This window comes from Bradyrhizobium sp. AUGA SZCCT0182 (genome assembly GCF_018130185.1).
Classification (GTDB): Bacteria; Pseudomonadota; Alphaproteobacteria; order Rhizobiales; family Xanthobacteraceae; genus Bradyrhizobium.
Window position 1 is genome coordinate 138,676 of record NZ_JAFCLY010000017.1, and the last position, 19,895, is coordinate 158,570.

General features: G+C 60.3%; 18 protein-coding genes and 1 pseudogene. 4 read left to right on the plus strand and 15 right to left on the minus strand.

Annotated elements, in window-relative coordinates; genetic code table 11:
* Window positions 1–262 precede the first annotated feature (262 nt).
* Window positions 263–1,093, plus strand: a complete 831-nt coding sequence (locus JQ611_RS19540) for an alpha/beta fold hydrolase (RefSeq protein ID WP_212466316.1) — start codon at window positions 263–265, stop codon at window positions 1,091–1,093.
* A 214-nt stretch (window positions 1,094–1,307) separates the two neighbouring features.
* Window positions 1,308–2,060: pseudogene (locus JQ611_RS19545) on the plus strand (IS5 family transposase).
* Between the two features lie 55 nt (window positions 2,061–2,115).
* Here the strand turns inward: JQ611_RS19545 and JQ611_RS19550 are convergent.
* Window positions 2,116–2,289, minus strand: coding sequence for a hypothetical protein (locus JQ611_RS19550; protein ID WP_212466317.1), 174 nt, complete (start codon window positions 2,287–2,289; stop codon window positions 2,116–2,118).
* Window positions 2,290–3,320: 1,031 nt separating this feature from the next.
* Between JQ611_RS19550 and JQ611_RS19555 the strand changes: the two genes are divergently transcribed.
* Window positions 3,321–4,652, plus strand: coding sequence for an NAD(P)/FAD-dependent oxidoreductase (locus tag JQ611_RS19555; protein WP_249133296.1), 1,332 nt, complete (start codon window positions 3,321–3,323; stop codon window positions 4,650–4,652).
* A 60-nt stretch (window positions 4,653–4,712) separates the two neighbouring features.
* Window positions 4,713–5,162, plus strand: a complete 450-nt coding sequence (locus JQ611_RS19560; RefSeq protein ID WP_212466318.1) for a hypothetical protein — start codon at window positions 4,713–4,715, stop codon at window positions 5,160–5,162.
* A 182-nt stretch (window positions 5,163–5,344) separates the two neighbouring features.
* On the opposite strand, the gene JQ611_RS19565 is transcribed toward JQ611_RS19560, so the two are convergent.
* The 14 genes from JQ611_RS19565 to JQ611_RS19630 all read right to left on the minus strand — a co-directional run bounded on the left by JQ611_RS19565 (window position 5,345) and on the right by JQ611_RS19630 (window position 19,291).
* The gene (locus JQ611_RS19565; protein ID WP_212466337.1) at window positions 5,345–5,905 is read right to left on the minus strand and encodes an NADPH-dependent FMN reductase; all 561 of its coding nucleotides are present in this window, start codon (window positions 5,903–5,905) and stop codon (window positions 5,345–5,347) included.
* 2 nt (window positions 5,906–5,907) lie between these two features.
* Window positions 5,908–6,696 (minus strand): enoyl-CoA hydratase, encoded by a 789-nt coding sequence (locus tag JQ611_RS19570; RefSeq protein ID WP_212466319.1) that lies wholly within the window; start codon window positions 6,694–6,696, stop codon window positions 5,908–5,910.
* 83 nt (window positions 6,697–6,779) lie between these two features.
* Window positions 6,780–8,006 carry a CaiB/BaiF CoA-transferase family protein gene (locus tag JQ611_RS19575; RefSeq protein ID WP_212466320.1) on the minus strand — a complete coding sequence of 409 codons (1,227 nt, stop codon included), beginning with the start codon at window positions 8,004–8,006 and terminating at the stop codon, window positions 6,780–6,782.
* Window positions 8,007–8,016: 10 nt separating this feature from the next.
* Window positions 8,017–8,952, minus strand: a complete 936-nt coding sequence (locus JQ611_RS19580) for an alpha/beta fold hydrolase (protein ID WP_212466321.1) — start codon at window positions 8,950–8,952, stop codon at window positions 8,017–8,019.
* A 26-nt stretch (window positions 8,953–8,978) separates the two neighbouring features.
* Window positions 8,979–9,830 (minus strand): enoyl-CoA hydratase-related protein, encoded by an 852-nt coding sequence (locus JQ611_RS19585; RefSeq protein WP_212466322.1) that lies wholly within the window; start codon window positions 9,828–9,830, stop codon window positions 8,979–8,981.
* Between the two features lie 55 nt (window positions 9,831–9,885).
* Complete coding sequence (locus tag JQ611_RS19590) at window positions 9,886–11,106, minus strand: acyl-CoA dehydrogenase family protein (protein ID WP_212466323.1); 1,221 nt, start codon at window positions 11,104–11,106, stop codon at window positions 9,886–9,888.
* Between the two features lie 199 nt (window positions 11,107–11,305).
* Window positions 11,306–12,283: a 3-hydroxyacyl-CoA dehydrogenase NAD-binding domain-containing protein gene (locus tag JQ611_RS19595; RefSeq protein WP_212466324.1), complete on the minus strand. Its 978-nt coding sequence runs from the start codon at window positions 12,281–12,283 to the stop codon at window positions 11,306–11,308.
* 1 nt (window position 12,284) lies between these two features.
* A complete protein-coding gene (locus JQ611_RS19600; RefSeq protein ID WP_249133297.1) occupies window positions 12,285–13,115 on the minus strand; it encodes a 3-hydroxyacyl-CoA dehydrogenase in 831 nt (276 codons plus the stop codon).
* A gap of 366 nt (window positions 13,116–13,481) precedes the next feature.
* Entirely contained in the window at window positions 13,482–13,787 is a 306-nt protein-coding gene (locus JQ611_RS19605; RefSeq protein ID WP_212466326.1) for a hypothetical protein, read from the minus strand.
* Window positions 13,788–14,343: 556 nt separating this feature from the next.
* Entirely contained in the window at window positions 14,344–14,739 is a 396-nt protein-coding gene (gene cyoD / locus JQ611_RS19610) for a cytochrome o ubiquinol oxidase subunit IV (protein WP_212466327.1), read from the minus strand.
* Entirely contained in the window at window positions 14,736–15,371 is a 636-nt protein-coding gene (gene cyoC / locus JQ611_RS19615; protein WP_212466328.1) for a cytochrome o ubiquinol oxidase subunit III, read from the minus strand. The genes cyoD and cyoC overlap by 4 nt, the downstream gene beginning before the upstream one ends.
* On the minus strand, window positions 15,368–17,353 hold the full coding sequence (gene cyoB, locus JQ611_RS19620) for a cytochrome o ubiquinol oxidase subunit I (RefSeq protein WP_212466329.1): 1,986 nt from the start codon (window positions 17,351–17,353) through the stop codon (window positions 15,368–15,370). Before cyoB ends, cyoC begins: the two co-directional genes overlap by 4 nt.
* Entirely contained in the window at window positions 17,350–18,318 is a 969-nt protein-coding gene (gene cyoA, locus JQ611_RS19625) for a ubiquinol oxidase subunit II (RefSeq protein WP_212466330.1), read from the minus strand. The genes cyoB and cyoA overlap by 4 nt, the downstream gene beginning before the upstream one ends.
* Window positions 18,230–19,291, minus strand: coding sequence for a heme o synthase (locus JQ611_RS19630; RefSeq protein ID WP_212466331.1), 1,062 nt, complete (start codon window positions 19,289–19,291; stop codon window positions 18,230–18,232). Before JQ611_RS19630 ends, cyoA begins: the two co-directional genes overlap by 89 nt.
* Window positions 19,292–19,895: the final 604 nt, after the last annotated feature.

Sequence of the window (19,895 nt, forward strand, 5' to 3'; positions counted from 1 at the left end):
ATCATATCCGTCCAAGAACCGAATGCTGACCAGTGCAACGATGCCTGGAGGCCGCCACGCATTTTGGCCAAAACCACAGAAAACGTGAGAGACGTCGATGACAGACCCAGATCGTCACACTTTCGGTGCGCCGGCAACCAGGAGAATCCTGTTAGTAGGCGCTGCGGCGCTCGGCGGCGGACTTCTTGGTATGATGCCAGCGAACTCGGAGCCGATTACACCAAAGACCAAGCTCCCTCGCACAACCGACGGAGACGGAAACATGAGTTTCATCAAGACCAAGGACGGCACGGAGATTTTCTACAAGGACTGGGGCAAAGGTCAGCCTATCGTGTTCAGCCACGGCTGGCCGCTGTCGGCCGATGACTGGGACACGCAGATGCTGTTCTTCCTCAATAACGGCTATCGAGTGATAGCCCATGACCGCCGCGGCCATGGCCGCTCCAGCCAGGTCGCTGACGGCCACGACATGGATCATTACGCCGACGACCTTGCGGCGCTGACGGCACATCTCGATCTGAATAACGCCATCCACGTCGGTCATTCCACGGGCGGCGGCGAGGTGGTGCACTATCTAGCGCGGCACGGCGAGAGCCGCGTGGCAAAGGCGGTCCTCATCAGCGCGGTGCCACCGCTGATGGTGAAGACACCAGCAAATCCCGGTGGCCTACCCAAGGAAGTCTTTGACGGACTTCAGGCGCAGGTCGCGACCAATCGCACGCAATTCTATCGCGACCTTCCGGCGGGTCCGTTCTATGGCTTTAACCGACCCGGCGCCAAGGTCTCGGAGGCCGTCATCCAGAATTGGTGGCGCCAGGGTATGATGGGCGGCGCCAAGGCGCATTACGATGGCATCGTCGCGTTCTCGCAGACCGACTTTACGGACGACCTCAAGAAGATCGCCGTGCCGGTCCTGGTGATGCATGGCGACGACGACCAGGTCGTTCCCTATGCCGACGCCGGGCCGCTATCGGCAAAGCTGCTGAAGAAAGGGACACTGAAGACCTACAAGGGCTTCCCGCACGGCATGCCCACCACGGAAGCGGCCACAATCAACGCCGATCTCCTGGAGTTTTTCCGCGCCGTGGGTTGATTCTCTTCTCTTTTTCGAGTGCGAGCCGGGAGATTGCGCCCGTAAACCGGCCAAAGAACAGGCGGCTGGGCCGCGAGTTCAGCTCAGGTCATTCGCGACCGAGCCAGCAGTAAGTCCGGCCATGTCCGCTAGCCGCTGAAAGCGGAAGTCAATTCAGAGTATTAGTGGCTCCGCGACGGACGTGATTCAAGCTCCGAAACCGGAGCCTCGAATCATGCGCTACGAACTCAGCGACTTTGAATGGACCGCCATCAAGCCGATGCTGCCGAACAAGACGCGCGGCGTTCGGCGTGTAAATTGCTCAATGGCATCTTTTGGGTGCTGCGGTCAGGTGCACCGTGGCGCGACCTGCCGGAGAACTATGGGCCATACACGACTTGCTACAATCGCTTTGTGCGCTGGCGCCGGGCTGGCATCTGGGACCAGATAATGGAGGCGCTGGCCTCTGGTCATGACGCGGCGGTGCAGATGATCGATACCTCCGTCGTGCGTGTAGACCAGCATGGAGCCTGCATCGCGGACAACAATCACCAAGAGATGGGTCGCTCACGAGGGGGCCTGACCAGCGAGATTCACGCGGTGGTGGATATCAATGGCCTGCCGACCCATCTCGCCCTCACGCCCGGTGAAGCGCACGACAATCGGCTGTGTTCGGTTCTCCTCAGCGCCTTGCTTCCACAAACGATGCTGCTTGCAGATCGGGGATACGATGCGGATTGGATTAGGGAGCTTGCCCGTTCAGCAAGGAGCATGGGCAAACATTCCGCCGAAACGAAACCGTAAAGATCCGATCTGCTTCAGCCCGTATCTGTATCGCGCGCGCAATCTGGTCGAACGGTTCTTCAACAAGATCAAGCAATGTCGGCGTGTCGCGACCCGATACGACAAACTCGCGGCAAACTATCTGGCGTTCATCAAGCTTGCATCAATCCGAATTTGGCTGCGTGCTAATGAGTCCACGCCCTAGAGCGACTCGGGACCGGGGATTCGCCTTCGGCGCAATCACGTACAAATCCTCGCAATCACCCGCTCGCGGCGTGGAACAAAACGAAACCCGGCATCATCGAGACGACCGCAGAGAAACCGAGCGCCGCGAACGGAAGATGCAGACGGTTGGCAACCGGCGTGACGATGACGCTGACGAGGATGCAGGCGACGAAGGCGGCCTGGTCGAGTTGGTTTCGATCGGACCGCACGCGCCGACTGCCCTGCTGACGAGCGTCGTCGTGAACGGGACCACGGCATTCTGGTTATCTTGGCCATGACACTGGGACTGATCCTGCCGCGCCTGCTGTTCGAGCGCTTTCTGCCAGCCCCCGAATGAAACGCGGCAAGGATGTTCTATGGATCGCAACGCCGTTCAATACGCGTCGGTCGCGCCGCGGTACCAAGGATCGGGCAGGGGCTCCGGGCACATCATCAGGTACCCGTTGATGGGTCCGGTTTCGCTTTGGAGGTTTTTCGAATGACGGACGACAAGTCGATGCGACGTCGCTTAAAAGCTCTTGCACGCGTGGCTTTGCTATCATTGTTGGCTTCGCCCGCTTCTGCATTCGCGCAAGGAACTCCGGAGGCACGACGCGCCTGCACACCCGACGCGCTTCGCTTATGTAGTGCGTTCATCCCTGATGCGGACCAGATCACTGCGTGCCTTAGACAGAAGAACGCGGAGCTCAGCGACGTATGCAGGCAGGTCATCTTGGCGGGAACGAATCCGTCCGACAGCAGCGGGAGCGTAGGAGCCCGAGGACGCATCGCAAGATGAAACGGTAGCGCAAACGACCTGAGGACAGCCATGAATTTCGTGTTGGTGAACCACAGGACTCTGCGCATGCCGTCCTGTTGCGCAGCGTGCTCGCAGCCGCTTCAGCGGAGCTACCTGCACGATTTGTCCACGCGTAGCCGGTATTGCGGCGTCGAGTGTTATCCTGCGGCGGGCAGCATGGTACGGTCGCGCGCCAAAGCGGATCCTTTCGATCTGGTTGCTCCATTTATGGTGCTGCCGATGTTCACCATAGAGGTCGTGTCGGCAGTTTTCGACCGCGCATGGCGCGTTTGAACTCGCTCCTGCGAACTTCGCTCTTCATTCCCGGCCTGGCAGCCGGTCAATCGAACCAAATCTCGTGGCAAAGACGTTCTATGCATCGCAACGCAGTTCAAGAGGTGGCTTGGACGTTGCGATAAAAACGAACGACTGGGAGCGCGTACAACAACATTGGGTGCACAATTGAGCACAGTTCTGACCAAATCCTTTCCGCCGGAAAAGCCGCCAGAAGCCAATGCGATTCCCCGCAAGAAACGCGTTATGATCGTTGGCGGCGGATTCGCCGGTATCGCAGCGGCGCGTGCGCTGAAGCGAGCCGATGCCGAAATCACGCTCATCGACCGGCGTAATCACCATATCTTTCAGCCGCTGCTGTACCAGGTCGCCACCGCTGTTTTGGCGCCATCCGAAATAGCGGCGCCGATCCGGCAGCTTGAGGCGAAACAGAAGAACCTCAGCGTATTGCTGGCCGAGGTTAGGGGCATCAACCTTGGAACTCGTACCGTCGAGGTTGTTTGCCCGGGGATTGGCGGTCGAAAACTCGACTACGACTTCCTGGTGATCGCCGCCGGAATGCGTCCGAGCTATTTCGGTCATGACGAGTTCGCGCGCTTTGCGCCAGGCCTCAAGAGCCTCAGCGACGCTGAAACGATCCGAACCAAGATCCTGAGTGCGTTTGAATTGGCTGAATCGACCGATAACCCGAAAGAACGCGCTCGCCAAATGACCTTCGTGTTGGTGGGTGCCGGCCCGACCGGCGTTGAGCTTGCCGCCTCGATCGCTCAACTGGCCTCGGTGACCTTGCGCAATAATTTCCGCAAGATCGACCCAGCCAAGAGCCGAATTGTGTTATTAGACGGCGGCGCTCGTGTTCTTCCAACATTTGCGGAGTCGCTGTCGCGAAAAGCGGCCAAGCGACTAACCAAGCTCGGCGTTGAAGTTTCGACCGGTGTAAAGGTTGAGAAGGTTGACGACCAGGGTGTCATCGCGGCTGGCGTCCGGATTCCCAGCGCCACCGTGCTTTGGACAGCAGGTGTTAGCGCCTCGCCGGTGGTAAAAATGCTCGGAACGAAGACAGACCGTGCCGGGCGCGCGTTCGTTGGCGCTTTCATGGACATTCCCGAGGCGCCCGACGTATTCGTGGCGGGCGACGCAACCACCATGACTCAGGATGGACACCCCGTGCCCGGAGTGGCGCAGGCAGCCATTCAACAGGGCCGATTTGTCGGGCAGGTCATTGCCAACCGTGTCAGAGGACGCAAGGACGGTCGACCGTTTCGATACCGCAACAAAGGTAATATGGCGGTGGTCGGCAAGAATTTTGCCATCCTCGAGGCCGGCCATTTCCGCAGTAGCGGCTTTGTGACTTGGCTGGTATGGGCCGCGCTGCACGTGCTTGCGTTGCCGCAGCTTCAGAACCGGTTCCGCGTCCAGACGCAATGGTTCTGGTCGTATCTGTCGGGGCAACGGAGCTCACGGCTGATTTCCGAAGGGCCGCGACCGCCTGCGTCATAGTAGTAGTTAGGCTCGGCAATTATCACTCGCAGATTTTGCAGAAGATTGGGGACTGCACCCGTGGACGTCTCCATCATCTCCGCACTCGCCGCCCTCACTGGAGCAGCTGTCGGCGGCTTGACCAGCGGAATTGCAACTTGGCTGAACCACCGAAGCCAGGTCCGCACCGAGTGGATTCTTCACGAGAAGAGCCGCCGGCAGATCCTTTACAGGGATTTCATCGAGGAGGCTTCGAAGTGCTACATTGACGCGCTCCAGCACGATAAGGCCGACATTCCCGGCCTCGTCGGTCTTTACGCGAAGCTGAGCGCGATGCGGGCGCTGTCTTCAAAGCCGGTGGTCCATTGCGCCGAAGACGTGGCCCGAAGAATCCTGGACACCTATCTGGAGCCGGACAAGAGCTTCGTCGAATTGCGCGAAATGGCCATCAATGGCTCGATCGATCTGTTGCGAGGCTTCAGCGACGCGTGCCACGACGAATTCGAGCGGATGAGACCGATACAGTTTTGAGCCTCGGATCGCGATTTCAATCTGCGGTCAGGGTGGAGCCGCCGCCAGAGACCCTCGTGAAGCCCATCACGCCGACTTGCTCTGCAATTCAGCGACTCTTTTACCCCTCGCTGGACGCTGCGGTCGTCCCCGCTTGGTGGACGACGTTAGCTGGATACTGCGGCCGCCCGCCTGCGCCGGCCTCAGGATCGAGTTCGCTCGACCCAGTTCGCGAATGCCTGCATGAACGCCTGCAGGAATTTTCGGGTGCCGTCGTTGACGAGCTTGCCATGTTCATCGAAGAGCTTGTCGGCATGGCCGACATAGGCTTCGGGCTGCTGCATGGTCGGCACGTTCAGAAACACGAGCGACTGCCTCAGATGATGGTTGGCGCCGAAAGCCCCGATCGCGCTCGGTGAGCGGCTGACAATCGCACAAGGCTTGCGGTCCCAGACGCTGCCGCCATACGGCCGGGAGCCGACATCCAGCGCATTTTTGAGAGCGGCCGGCACCGAGCGGTTGTATTCGGGCGTGACGAACAGCACCGCGCCAGCTGTCTTGACGCGCTGCCGGAACGCGGTCCATTGCGCGGGCGTGGCTGCGGCCTCCAGATCCTGATTGAAAAAGGGTAGTTGCCCGATCTCAGCGATTTCGAGCTTCATCGAGGGTGGCGCGAACGACATCAGCGCATTCGCCAGCATCCCGTTGAGCGACGCCTTCCGCAGGCTTCCAATCAACACACACACATTCATCGGCTTATCCATGGTCATTTTGCGTTCGCTGGAGATTTGATGTTCCTCGTGAAATTAGGCTTGCGCTTTTCCAGGAAAGCCGAGAACGCCTCCTTTGCGTCTTCAGAGCGGACCTGCGCACTGAACTCTTGGTTCTCGGCCTTCATCGCCGCTTTGATCTGCTCGCGAAATGGTTGCTTCATGAGCCGCTTGCTGGCCTGCAGCGCTGCGGCCGGCTTCGCTGCCAATTTCCGGGCCGTTTCGGTCGCTCTCGCCAGGACATCCTTGTCTGAAACGACTTCAGTGACCAAACCCAACTCAGCTGCGCGCCTTGCATCAATCGGAGTTCCCAACAAGATCAAATCCGCCGCATGGACATGACCGATCCGCGCCGGCACGGAGCAACTCGATCCGAATTCCGGCACGACAGCAAGATTGATGAAGGGCATCTGAAATTTTGTGCTCTCGGCCGCGTAGATGAAGTCGCAGTGCGTCAGCATGGTGGTGCCGCCACCGATCGCGGCGCCGTGGACCGCGACGACGATCGGTTTGTCGAAGTTGACCAGCGCTTCCATCAGTCGGGCTTGCGGAGATTCTCCAGGTCCGGGAGGATTCTTGAGAAAATCCTCGATATCGTTGCCCGCGCAGAACGAATCTCCCGCGCCATGCCAGAGGACGACACGCGTGTTGTCGTTCTTCGCCGCCTCGTTAAATAAACCCGCGAGAGCCACGTACATGGCTGACGTCATCGCATTCCGCTTTGTCGGGCGGTTAAACTTGACTCGCAGGATGCTTCCTGCGTGTTCGGTAACAATATCATCCATGGTCGAACTCCTGATCCCTTAGGTGAATTTCACTGCAAGTCGAGCGTCCGGGGCGGCTGCCGCTGCCTCCGACAGTTCGTCGGCTAGACCGCAGGTTCCTTTGCCTTCGGAACGGTACCGCTCGCACGCAAACCATCGATTTCGGTCGCGCTGAATCCGAGCTGCCGGAGAACTTCCTCATTGTGTTCTCCAATCTTTGGGGCCCGCTTCGCGGACACCTTGGCGACGCCATGCACCTGAAGCGGACTGCTGATCGTCGACGTTAGCTTGCCACCGGCGCCTTCGAGCGGAACGATGATGTCGTTAGCGCGGAGCTGGGGATCGTTGATCACCTCTTGCGGCTCACGCACTGCGCCGAATGTCACGTGAACGCCATTGAAGACCTCGTACCAATGCGCCATCGGCTTCGAGCAGAAGATTTCGTCGAAAATGGCTGTAAGCTCCGTCATGTTCGCCATCAGTTTCGCAGGGTCCGCAAACCGTGGATCCGTCAGGAGATCCGCGCGGTCGAGGGCTTTCGCGACGGCCGCCAGCTTGTCGGGCGTGACGATCAGAACGAACCAGGTGCCATCCTTTGCGCGATACACATTCATTGCCGCATTAGCGGGGTGCATACGATCATGCAGCCCAAAGAACTTCGCCTCGCAAAGTGCGGCCTGGATCGAGACGCTGGCGGACCACACGCCTTCGGCGAGCAGGGAGGTCGTGACATGCGCTCCCTCGCCGGTGCGCTCGCGACGATAGAGCGCGGTGACGATCGCCGAATAGAGCCCGACGGCGGTGGCGTTGTCGCCGCTGCCGGCCACCGGCCAGGTTGGGGAGGCCCCGGCGTCGCGCGTCATCGACAACAAGCCGCTGCGCGCCCAGTACGAAGTGATGTCGAAACCGGGGAGATTCGCATCCGGACCCTTGTCGCCGAAGCCTGAGATATCCGCGTAGATCAGGCGCGGATTCCACCGCACCACGTCCTGATATTCGAGCTTCAACCGTGCGCGCGCGGGATGCGGGGTATTGACGATGAGCACGTCAGCCCATTTGACGAGCTTTTCGAGAACCTGCTGCGCGCTTGGTGATTTCAGATCAAGTGCGATGCCGCGCTTGTTGCGGTTGGCGAGGTGCCAGGGGTAGGCTTCCTCGGCGACCGGCTGCGGGGGCAAGTGGTTTGCAATTCGCCACAGGTCGCCGCTCGGTGGCTCCACTTTGATGACGTCGGCGCCGAAATCGGACAGAATCACGGCAGCGCTCGGGCCCGCGATGAAGCTGGCGAGATCCACCACCTTGAGTCCGGAGAAAATATTGTCGTTCGGCATTGTTGTCTCCTTAGTGTTGAAGTTCGGGTGCAATCGAAACGCTGCGGTCATCGTCGTGCAGAGTTTCCAGCGTTTGGGAGATCCAGCCAAGCAGGCGGGTCTGGACTTCGCGTCGGTTGATCTCGTTCAGCATCTCGTGTCGACCGCCTGGATAAAAATCGAAGGCGATGTCGTGCAGTTCGGCGACGTGGTAGCGGCCAATCAGGGTGCGGAGTCCCCGCAGTTGCTGCCCGACGGGGTCTTCGCTTCCGGAGAACAAATAGATCGGGAGATCGCTCCGGATCTTGCGGAGCGCGACTGGATCGCACAGCCGTTGCGCGGCGCCGAGGAAGGACGCAAGAGATGCGGGGCGAAGGTCGGCAAAGCAGAGAGGATCGGTCATGAAGGCATCGACGATCGCCCGATCGCGGCATAGCCAGTCGAAGGGGGTCCGCGCGGGCTCGAATGCGGCGTTAAGGAGGTTGCTGCCCACAGGTGCCAGAAGTGTGGTGCGCGCCAGTCCGTCGAGCGCCCCCGATCCCGAGAGAATCAAGCCATCAAGCTCGTGGCTGTGGTCGATAACGTATCTCTGCGCGGCAAAGGATCCCATGTTGTGCCCCAACAGTAGCAGCGGCAGGTCGGGATTTTCCTCTCTGGCGATCTCGCCCAGGCGGGCCATGTCCTGTACGAGAAGTTCAAAGCCGCCCCTGCCAAGTTCTCCCAATTGCGTGTGGGCACTGAGGCCGTGCCCGCGATGATCGTTGGCGTAGACAGTGAGACCTGCCGCAACGAGCACATCGATGGTGTCGGCATAGCGCCCGATGTGTTCGCCCATCCCGTGAGCGATCTGAACGACGGCGCGGGCCGGGCCGCGGCTCACCCAGCGGGCGCATGCGATGCACAGCCCGTCGGAACTGGTCAGCCGGAATCGTTCCATCGGAACTGGGGTGGGGGAAGACGTTGCCATGGCCAATGTCCGGTGTTGCTTGCGCTTCAGCGTCCGTGAAACTGCGGCGCGCGTTTCTCGAGGAAGGCGGCGGTGCCTTCCTTCTTGTCCTCGGTCGCCGCGCAGATGCCGAAATAGGACGCTTCGAGCGCAAAGCCCTCGGCCTGGCTGGTGTCCATCCCCCTGTTGGCCGCTTCCAGCGAGAACTTTACGGCGATCGGCGCGTTGGCGGAGATCTGCTTCAGGATCGTCTCGGCGCGAGCGATGAGATTGGCCGCGGGGACGACTTCGTTGACGAGGCCGATGCGATAGGCTTCCTGGGCAGAGATCGTTTCGCCGGTGAGGATCAACTGCAGCGCGCGGCCCTTTCCGACCAGGCGCGGCAGGCGTTGCGTGCCGCCACCGCCCGGCAACAGCCCGAGCTTCACCTCGGGCTGCCCGAACTTGGCATGCTCCACGGCGATCCTGATGCTGCAAGCCATCGCCGTCTCGCAGCCTCCGCCGAGCGCAAAGCCATTGATGGCTGCGATCACCGGCTTGCCCAGATTTTCGATCAGATCGAGAACGCCCTGACCGAACCGGCTGGATTCCTCCGCCTCGTAGGCGTCGACATGCGCGAGTTCGCTGATGTCGGCGCCGGCGATGAAAGCCTTGTCGCCCGCCCCGGTGAGGATGACGCCATGCACGGACGCATCGACCTTTGCATCTTCGAAGGCTGCCTTCAAATCCGTCCAGGTCGGCGTATTGAGCGCATTGAGCACCTTGGGCCGATTGACCGTCACGTAGGCGATCGTACCCTTTTTCTCGTACTGGAGGTTGGCAAGCGCCAACGCCGCTCTGGGCAAGGAGTTGGGTACTGTTGCAGGCGAAGCGGTGAACGGTGCAGCTTGCGAAACCATAGTCATGTCTCCTGGATGAGGGGCGGCCGGCGTCGGAGCGCCGGCCGCTGGGATGTCAGACGAAAGCGCCGTGACCGGTGATGGATTTGCCGACGATCAGATTTTGCATCTGATACGTACCTTCGTAGGAGTAGAGTGCCTCTGCATCGGCGAAGAAGCGCGCGAGATTGTAGTCGGCGACGATGCCGTTGCCGCCCAGGACCTCGCGGCCCCATGAGACCGTCTCCCGCGATTTCGCCGTGCAGAACGCCTTCGCCAGCGCCGCATGATGGTCGCCGAGTTTGCCTTCGTCATCGAGCTGCGCCAGGCGGAGCATCAGGCACTGGCACGCGGTCAGATTGGCAAGCATCTTGGCGAGCAGATCCTGAATCAGCTGGAACGAAGCGATCGGCCTGCCGAATTGCAGTCGTTCCTGGGCGTATTTAACGGTTGCTTCGAATGCACCCATCTGGATGCCGGTCGACGCCCAGCCCACCATGTATCGCGTCATTCGCAGCACGCGCGCGGTATCGCGGAACGAATTGCCGCTCTGCAGGCGGTTCGCTTCGGAAACCCGGACATCCTTCAGCGTGATCTGGCCGTTCTGGACCACCTTGAGCGCAATCTTGTGCTCGATCTTCTCGACGCTGAAACCAGGCGTCGACTTGTTCTCGACGATGAATCCCTTCACCTGATTGTCGGCGAGATCGCGTGCCCAGATGATGGAGAGGTCGCACCATGGCGCGTTACCGATCCACCGCTTCTGGCCATTGAGAATCCAGGTATCGCCTTCACGCTTGGCCGTTGTGGTCAGACCGCCACTCGTTCCCGAACCGACCAGCGGCTCGGTGAGGCCGAAGCAGCCGATCTTTTCGAAACGCGCCATTTGCGGCAGCCATTTCTGCTTCTGCTCCTCGGATCCATCGAGATAGATCGAGCCCATGGCGAGGCCGCTGTGTACGCCCCAGAACGTGCAGAACGACGCGTCGGTGCGCGCGATCTCCATCGCGACGAAACCGAACAGCTTTTGGCTGCCGCCGGCGCAGCCATAGCCCTCAAAGCCGAGCCCGCCGAGGCCGAGCTCCTTGAACGATGGCAGCAGTTCGAACGGAAACGCGTCATCAGACCAGTACTTGTTGATGACCGGCTGGACCTTGCTCTCCATATAGGTCCGCACCTTCTTGACGACCCCTTTCTCCTCGGGTGTGAGATGATCGACAAGCTGATAGAAGTCGCCGTTGGGTACGGGCGCCGGCTTCGGGGCGGCGGTCTTGCTTGCTGTGGTTACGGTGGGCATGTCGAGTCTCCGTGAGTGACGTGGATGGTGATCTCGACGACCAATCTGATGCGGAAGCGACCAGCGTTCTTGAAGCAGCTTGCGGTCTCGGGGACGTTTTTGCCCTCTTGTCTGCTCACGCTTCTGCGAGTCGTCGAACGCAAAAAGGCCCCGAAAGGCGAGTGCCTTTCGGGGCTTTGGTCGGATCAGTCGAGTGGTCCTAGAGGACACGTTCTCTCAATCTCGGAGAGCTTGCCTTTCCGACTTGTTTGCGCAGCTCGATCAGGCCAAGCAGCATCTCGTCGCGCTCCGCTTCCAGTTCGCTGACTGAGCGCGATCCGGCTTCAGCATGGACGCTGTCGATCAGCTTCCTTTGCACTTCCGGTGTCAGCACCGGAGAGCCAAGGGTCTTCCACCAAGCCGTCATCGGGCCGGTGAATTGCTGGAAGAAGTGCTCGATGCCGCCCGGACCGCCGCCGAGATGGTTGAGCATCAGGCCGCCCATAACGCCCCAGCGCAGGCCCGGCCCCCAGGAGAGAGCCGTGTCGACATCCGCGGCGCTCACGACGCCCTCCGCAACGAGGTAATAGATCTCGCGGCTCAGCGCCGCCTGCAGCCGGTTGGCGACATGCCCCGGCATTTCCTTGTTGACCCGCACCGTCCGTTGCCCGATCGAGGTGTAAAATTCATCCGCGCGCCGGATTGTCGCTTCCGAGGTCTTTGCCCCGCCCACGATCTCGACCAGCGGGATCAAGTGGGGCGGATTGAACGGGTGGCCGATCACGCAGCGCTCGGGATGGGACGCGGCGCCCTTCTGGATTTCGCTCATGGTGAGCCCCGACGAGCTCGATGCGATGATCACGTCGGGCGGCAGCAGTTCGTCCAACTGCCCGTAGAGCTTCTGCTTGAAATCGATCCGCTCGGGGCCGTTCTCCTGGACGAGGTCGGCGCCGGCAAGCGCCTGCGCAAGGTCGCGAGTGAACGTCAGGTTCGACTGCGACGCTCCGGGCGACAGACCCAATCGCTTGAGCGCCGGCCAGGCGGCTTCGACGAACTTCCTCAACGCAGCTTCCGCATTCGGCGCGATATCCGTCGCGACGACGTGCAATCCCTTGGCGAGAAACAGCGAGCTCCAGCTCGCGCCGATCACGCCGGTGCCGATGATGGCGATGCGGCGAATGGGTTTGGTTTGCGACATGTCACTTCTCCTTCGGGATTTCGGCGTATGCGATGCCGGTGAGGTTGCCTTGCGCGTAGAGAAAATTGCGTTCGCCGGATCCATCGAGCCGTGCGGAATAGATCGATCCCGCAAAATCGGTGACGAACATGCGATCACCGGGCACGTCGAGCGCGATGCCGATCCCTTCCATCAGGTGGGTCACCACGATTTTCGGCTCGGCCGGCTTGTTGTCGATGGACGCGCGGTTCACCGTGTTGCCCCGCGGCGGATCGCCGCGGTCGGTCCAGTACATGACGCGGTTCTCGTGATCGAGCTCGAGATCGATTGGCTCCGGCAGCGCGTCGAAGAAGACCTCGATGTCGGTGCGATTGGCCGGGGTTTCGCCGGCGGGTATTTCAAGATTGGCCCGGGAGATGCGGCCGAGCCCGGCATTGTCGGGGCCCTTTTGCGACCAATAGATCTTGCCGTGCTTCCGATCGATCGAGAGCCCGACGCACCATTTTGTCGCGTTTCGGCTGTCGGCATCCCCACGTCCGGTCTCGATGAGCGTCTCGAGTCGCGATCCGTCGAGATTGCAGCGCATGACACGCATGCCCTCGCGGTCGCACCAGTAGAGCTTGCCGGCCTTTTTATCGAGAATGATCTGCTTCGGGGTGTGGGTAGCTCCAACAGGAACAATCATCTTGCGGTTCTTGCCGTTGAGATCGACGCGCTCGACGGACCCGTCGTTCAGGCTTGGGATGCCCATGTTGGTCCAGTAGATGTGGCCAGCCGCGGCATCGACGACGATGCCGTCCGGAAGGTGACAGCCCGTCACGATCGTCTCGCGATCGGAACCGTCTGTGTTCATCACGTGAATCTTCCCGGCGTTAATCTCAAGAACGAATAGACGCGGGATAGTTGTTTGCGTGCTTGCGCTTTTGACGATGTTCAAGGCCGCTTTGGGCATGGGGTCACCTTTGTACTTTCTTGATCCAAAGTGAGATCGATCTTGTTCGAGGTTTGACTGTGACGCAGCGGCGCTGTGCCTTATTGAATGGGATTGCCGTGGTCGGGACGACCTTGCTCTGCATTTGGCCGTGCACCAGGCACCAGAACTGGCTTCCGCTTCAGGAAGGTTGCGGAGGTGAAGACCTGAAGCCAGAGAAAGAATGTGAAAAGTGGAAAGAGGACCATCGGATCAACCTTTCGAGAATGAAGTCGCTACGGCGACGGCTTAGCCGCCGCATTTGGTCGCCAGCAGGTCGTTGAAAGCGTTGATATCCGCATCGATCGCGGAAATATTCGTACCGTCAGTGCAGCCGGCGGCCGCCTGACGCGTCGTTACCGACTCGTAAAACGACGCCGCATAGGCGCGGCACGCGGCTTCATGGTCCGTGGCCTTGTTGAGCTGACTGCGTACAGCAGCCCAGTGCGTCCGAATGGCGGTGATTGCGGCCGGCGAGGTGCATTGTGATGCAGCGGCAGGAACAGTCGACGCATTGATCGTTGCTGACGTCAGTAGAATGGCAAGCCTGATCATCATGGGGCAGCTCCAGTATTGCGGGATGCTGCAATGACGTTTATGGCTTGAATGAATTGATCGCGCGAATGTCCTTGCTGGTTTTGGGACGCGCTTGTTCAAAGGGCAATTGTTAAGATGAGGTCTGTGCGTTCGTCAGATGCAGCTCGCAACTACAATTCGTGGCAAGTCTGTACTAGAGGCGAGTGTCTTGCTATCTTAGGTTAATCGTGTCGGATCAGTCTCGACGATAGCCCCTCGGATCGACGAAGGCCCCGATAGTTGACCTGCAAGGCTGAGCGCCAGTCCTCCCGAGACGCTCAAATGTCGACGCCGGCACACGATCCGCGACGTCGACCAGGTCGTTCAGGCCGATAGCGAGTGATCGCTATCGGCCTCTTTTTGTGTGCATGCGTGGCTATCGTGCAATTGCGCGGGGCTCAATCATCTTGCTCTCGTCGCCGGCGACCGGTCCGCAGCAGTCCGGGGCTTGCTGGCCCTTGATCTCGCGAGGGGCCCAAGCAGCGCGGGCGCGTACGCCATCGCCGAAGACAGTCGCTTGCGAAGCAAGGGCGGCTCAACGCTGCATATGCAGGTTCATCAGTTCAGCCGGAAGCATCATGTTGTCGTTCAGATCTGCCATGATTAGAAGCGATCCGACGACGACCAGGACGACGATCAGCACGCCGAACGCCAGCGCCATCACGTTGTTGGTGTTGTCCGGCCCAGTGGTAACATGCAGGAAGAACACCAAATGGATGCCCATTTGGGCGATCGCGAGGACAGTCAATCCGAGGGAGACGCCGCCGGTCCAGAGCAGCGTTGTGTTGGCGACCCAGAACGACATGGCCGTGAGGACCACCGCGAGAGCCAATCCGATCGTGTAGACAAGCAGGCCGGACGATGTCCCCTGTTCCACGTCGGGAAGGGCCGACGCGTCTCCCGGCGCGCGATCATATTGCATGTCGGTCATGAAAGGACTCCCATCAGATAGACCACCGTAAACAGCCATACCCAGACGATGTCGAGCGCATGCCAGAACAGTGAAAAGCAGAGCAGGCGGCGTTCGACGGTAGCGCTAACGCCCTTGATGGCGACCTGAGCCATCATCACCGCCAGCCAGATCAGGCCGGCCGCGACATGCAACCCGTGACAGCCGACCAGCGTGAAGAAGGCGGAGAGGAAAGCGCTACGCTGCGGACCGGCACCGACCGCGATCATGCCGGCGAACTCTTGGACCTCCAGTACAAGGAACGCGGCTCCCAGCACGAAAGTGACGAGGGCAGCCAGATAGGTGACGCCATAGCGCCGCGAACCAATCGCCAGCGACATCAATCCGCAGGTGTAGCTCGACGCGAGGAGGCAGCCGGTTTCGATCGCAACGCTGCGCTGGCTGAACAGCTGCACGCCGCTCGGACCGCCGGCAGTGGCGTGGGCGAGCACCGCGTAAGCGGCGAAGAACGCCGAGAACATCACGATGTCGCTCAGGAGGAATACCCAGAAGCCGTAGCCGACCACTATCCGCTTTGTGGCGGGACCGGACTCGCTTGCACTCGGTCGCGCCTCGTGCCGAACCTCATCATCTACTGCAACCGCGATGTTCATACTGCAATCTCCGCCTGGTGCGCCTGCTCGAACCGGGCAATCTGCTCGGCCGGAATTTCGACTTCCTCTTCATCGCGAAACGCGAAGGCGAGCATGGTCAGAAAGATCCCGATTGCTCCCGCACCGGCCATCCACCAGATGTGCCAGATCATGGCGAAGCCAGTGACGACCGCAAAGAATGCCGTGATGAAGCCGGTCGCGCTGTTCTTCGGCATTTCGATCGGATTGAATTTGCGATCATTCGGTCCTTGCGCTTGTTGTGTGCGTTCACGCTGCTTCCTGTTCCAGAGCGCGTCGAGGTCTGCGACCTGGGGAAGCACGGCGAAATTCCAGGCCGGCGGCGGCGAAGCCGTCGCCCATTCCAGCGTGCGCCCGTTCCAGGGGTCCGAGGTCACCTGGAGTTGTTCGCGGTTGCGGATCGAGACCACAAGCTGGATGACCTGGGCGACGATGCCGGCGAGGATGATCACGACACCGACGGCCGCAACCACCAGCCACGGTTGCCAGCTGGCAACGTCGTAATGCTGCATGCGGCGAGTCATGCCCATGAGACCGAGCGCGTAGAGCGGCATGAAGGCGATATAGAAGCCGATCAGCCAGCACCAGAACGAAACTCTGCCCCAGCGTTCGTCGAGTCTGAAGCCGAACGCCTTCGGGAACCAATAATTGTAACCCGCCATCAAGCCGAACACCGTGCCGCCGATGATGACATTGTGGAAATGTGCGATCAGGAACAGGCTGTTGTGCAGCTGGAAGTCAGCGGGAGGCACAGCCATCAATACGCCGGTCATGCCGCCGATCAAGAACGTCACCATGAAGCCGATCGACCACAGGATCGGAACGGTGAACCGGATGCGGCCGCCATACATCGTGAACAGCCAGTTGAAGACTTTGACACCCGTCGGCACGGCGATGATCATCGTCATGACCCCGAAGAAGCCGTTGACGTTCGCGCTGGCACCCATGGTGAAGAAGTGGTGCAGCCAGACAAAGAATGACAGCACGCAAATCGCCATCGTCGCGGCCACCATGGAGCGATAGCCAAACAGCGGCTTGCCGGAGAAGGTCGAGACAACCTCGGAAAAGATGCCGAACGCCGGTAACGCCAGGATGTAGACCTCCGGATGACCCCACACCCAGAACAGGTTGATGTACATCATCGCGTTGCCCCCGGCATCGGTCGTGAAGAAGTGAAAGCCGAGGTAGCGATCGAGCAGCAGCATTCCGAAGGTCGCGGTCAGGACCGGGAATGCAGCGACGATCAGGAGATTTGCGGCGAGCGACGTCCAGCAGAAGACCGGCATGCGCATCAGGCTCATGCCCGGCGCCCGCGTTTTCAGGATTGTCGCGACGAAGTTTATGCCGGTCATCAATGTACCGACGCCGGAGATTTGCAGCGCCCAGAGATAATAGTCGACGCCGACGCCGGGCGAATATTGCAGCTCGCTCAGCGGCGGGTATGCGACCCAGCCGGTTTTGGCGAACTCGCCAACCCCGAGCGAGATGTTGGTCAGGAGGATGCCCGACGCGGTGAGCCCCAGGGCTACCGAGTTCAGGGTTGGAAAGGCCATGTCACGGACGCCGAGCTGCAGCGGCACCACGAAGTTCATCATCCCGATCACGAATGGCATCGCCATGAAGAAGATCATGATGGTGCCGTGTGCCGAGAATATCTGGTCGAAGTGCTCGGGCGGCAAATATCCCTGCGCGCCGCCCGCTGCGACCGCCTGTTGCGCCCGCATCATGATGGCGTCGGCAAAACCGCGCAGCAGCATGATCAGCGCGAGGATGATGTACATGATGCCGATGCGCTTGTGGTCGACAGAGGTGATCCACTCGCGCCAAAGGTAAGGCACGTACCCCTTGAGCGCGACCCACGCAAGGATCGACACGATGACCAGGACCATTCCACCTGTCGCGCCCATGATGATCGGCTGGTCGAGAGGGATCGCGCTCCAATCCAGCTTGCCAAGTAGATTCATTTCTCTGCCCTCATTGACGTCGGATAGAAGCGGCACATCGCATCGTCGGATTGCATTTCGGAGACCATGATGCTGTTGAATAGCCCGGGCGCGACCGCGCGATAGGTGAACGGCGGCACCTTGGCGCTGGGCTTTGCCAGCTCCGTGTAAGTCGTGCCATCCAGCTCTACGCCGACGTTGCGCGCTGTGTTGACCCACTCCGAGAATTTATCGGGAGCGACGGCGTCGACGTTGAAGTGCATATCTGCAAAGCCCTCGCCGCTATATTGCGCAGACATTCCGCGGTAGCTTCCCGCATGGTCGGCCTGCAGGTGAAGGCGGGTTACCATTCCGGCCATGGTGTAAATCTGGCTGCCGAGCTGCGGCACAAAGAAGCTGTTCATCACGCCTGAGGACGTCAGCTCGAAACTGACTGGCGTGTCCACAGGGATCGCCAGGTAATTAACGCTCGCGACGCCTTGATCCGGGTAAATGAACAGCCATTTCCAGTCGAGCGAAGCGACCTGGACCCGCAGCGGCTTCACGGTGGATCCGATCGGCTTGCGCGGGTTCAAGTCGTGTGAGCCAACCCAGGCAACGCCGCCAACCAGGAACACGGTCATGGCGGGGATCGACCAGACGAGCATCTCGAGGCGGCCGGAATACGCGAAATTTGGCCGATAGTGCGCACGCTTATTCGATGCACGAAACCAAAAGGCAACGCCAAGCGTCGCAACGATCACCGGGATCACGATCGCCAGCATGATGCCAAGCGCGTTGAACAGAATTTGCCGTTCGGCGAGGGCGATCGGCCCTTTTGGATCGAGCACGCCGTCACTGCAGCCACTGAGTGTTGCGGCACCGATCAGGACGACGGCAAGTAAGCGGTATCGCATCTTAGACCTCGCTGAAGTTGACGGTGCGGCAGGCGCTGCGGACGGTGCCTGACAGGAGTTCGGCATGCGCCGATCCGGGCGTCCGGCCATCGTACGCCTCGCGCATGGCTGAAAATGAGCCGGCTCCATGCTCGATTAGGAGAGCCGCAAACAGCACGAACAGGAAGGAGATGGAGAACAAAAACAGTCTCTGAGCAGCGTGGCGATCGGCCCCGGCGCTCCTGTTCAACTGAACTGCCAGCAGAAGAAAAAGCCCCCCGCAGATGGCGGCGATCGCGCCATACACCGTGCCTGCAAACCCCAATACCCAGGGCAGCTCCGAGGCGAGAGCCAGGAGGCCGCTATAGATCAGGATCTGGCGCGTCGTTGCCGCGCGTCCCGCGACAACAGGCAGCATGGGAACGCCGGCACGCGCATAGTCATCGGTGCGATTAAGCGCGAGGGCCCAGAAATGCGGCGGCGTCCAAAGGAAGATAATGAGGAACAGCGCGAGCGGCTCAAGCCCGACGTCTCCGGTTGCTGCGGCCCATCCGATCACGGGCGGCAGCGCGCCGGCTGCACCGCCGATGACGATGTTCTGTCGCGTGGACCGCTTCAGCCATGCCGTGTACACGACAACATAAAAGAGGATCGTCCCGGCCAATAGCGCGGCTGCTGTGAGGTTCGTGGCGAGAGCGAGAACCACGACAGCGATCGTCCCGAGGACCGTTCCAAAGACAAGCGCTTCGACCTTCGAAACCCTGCCTCGGGGAATCGGCCGCATCGCGGTGCGTGCCATGACCACATCGATATCGGCGTCGTACCACATATTGAGTGCGCCGGCGGCTCCGGCTCCGGCGGCGATGGAGAGCACCGCAACAAGGGCTCGCAAGGCATCGAGCTCGCCGCCTGCGCTGATCAGTCCAACGACCGCAGTGAAGACAGCGAGCACCATGACGCGCGGTTTGGTGAGCTCGACGAAGTCGGACAGGCGCCAGCGCTCGGCAAGGTGGTCCGCGGAATGAGGAGACGCGGGAACAGGCGGCCTTTCGCAAAGCTGGTCAACGATGGTTTTGACGTTCATTGCGCTTGCTCCGGGTTCATCCGAAATGAGAGACGTCATTGTCTTCCCAGACGAAAGGTGGGGAACCGCCGCTTTCACATATGCTTATGGAGTTCATGGTGGTCAGCACCTGCATGATTGCCAGACGTGAACTCGCTCAGAGCTCCGCCGCAATGTGATGCGAATGCTGGCCATGGTCTTGAATGGGATTGCCGTGGCTGGAACGGCTTTGTCCTGCGGGACATATCAGATAGGTGCTTACTGCGGTCGGTCTGCTCTCGGTGCGGCCGCAATCTCGAAATCTACGGCGAGAAAACGATGCGGGCTGCAACAGATGTGCAACACGCGAGGCCTAGCCAATTGATTTCACATGGTCAGAATCGGATTCCTAAACCGTAGATCGGATGCTCGAGTCATTTGGGGAGTTCCAGTAGACAAGACTCTTGCCTCCCGGCACTGGCTACTTCGCGTGACTCTGCGAGGTCCGAACGGCGGCTTTTGGCGGATTGTGTTGAAAAACTCGGTGTTGAAGCCGACCGTGATCGCTGATTCATTCCGTCCCGTCTGGGCGGGAGATCGAATCGATGATGGGTCCGCGGCAGGTTGATCAGGCCCCGCTGTTTTA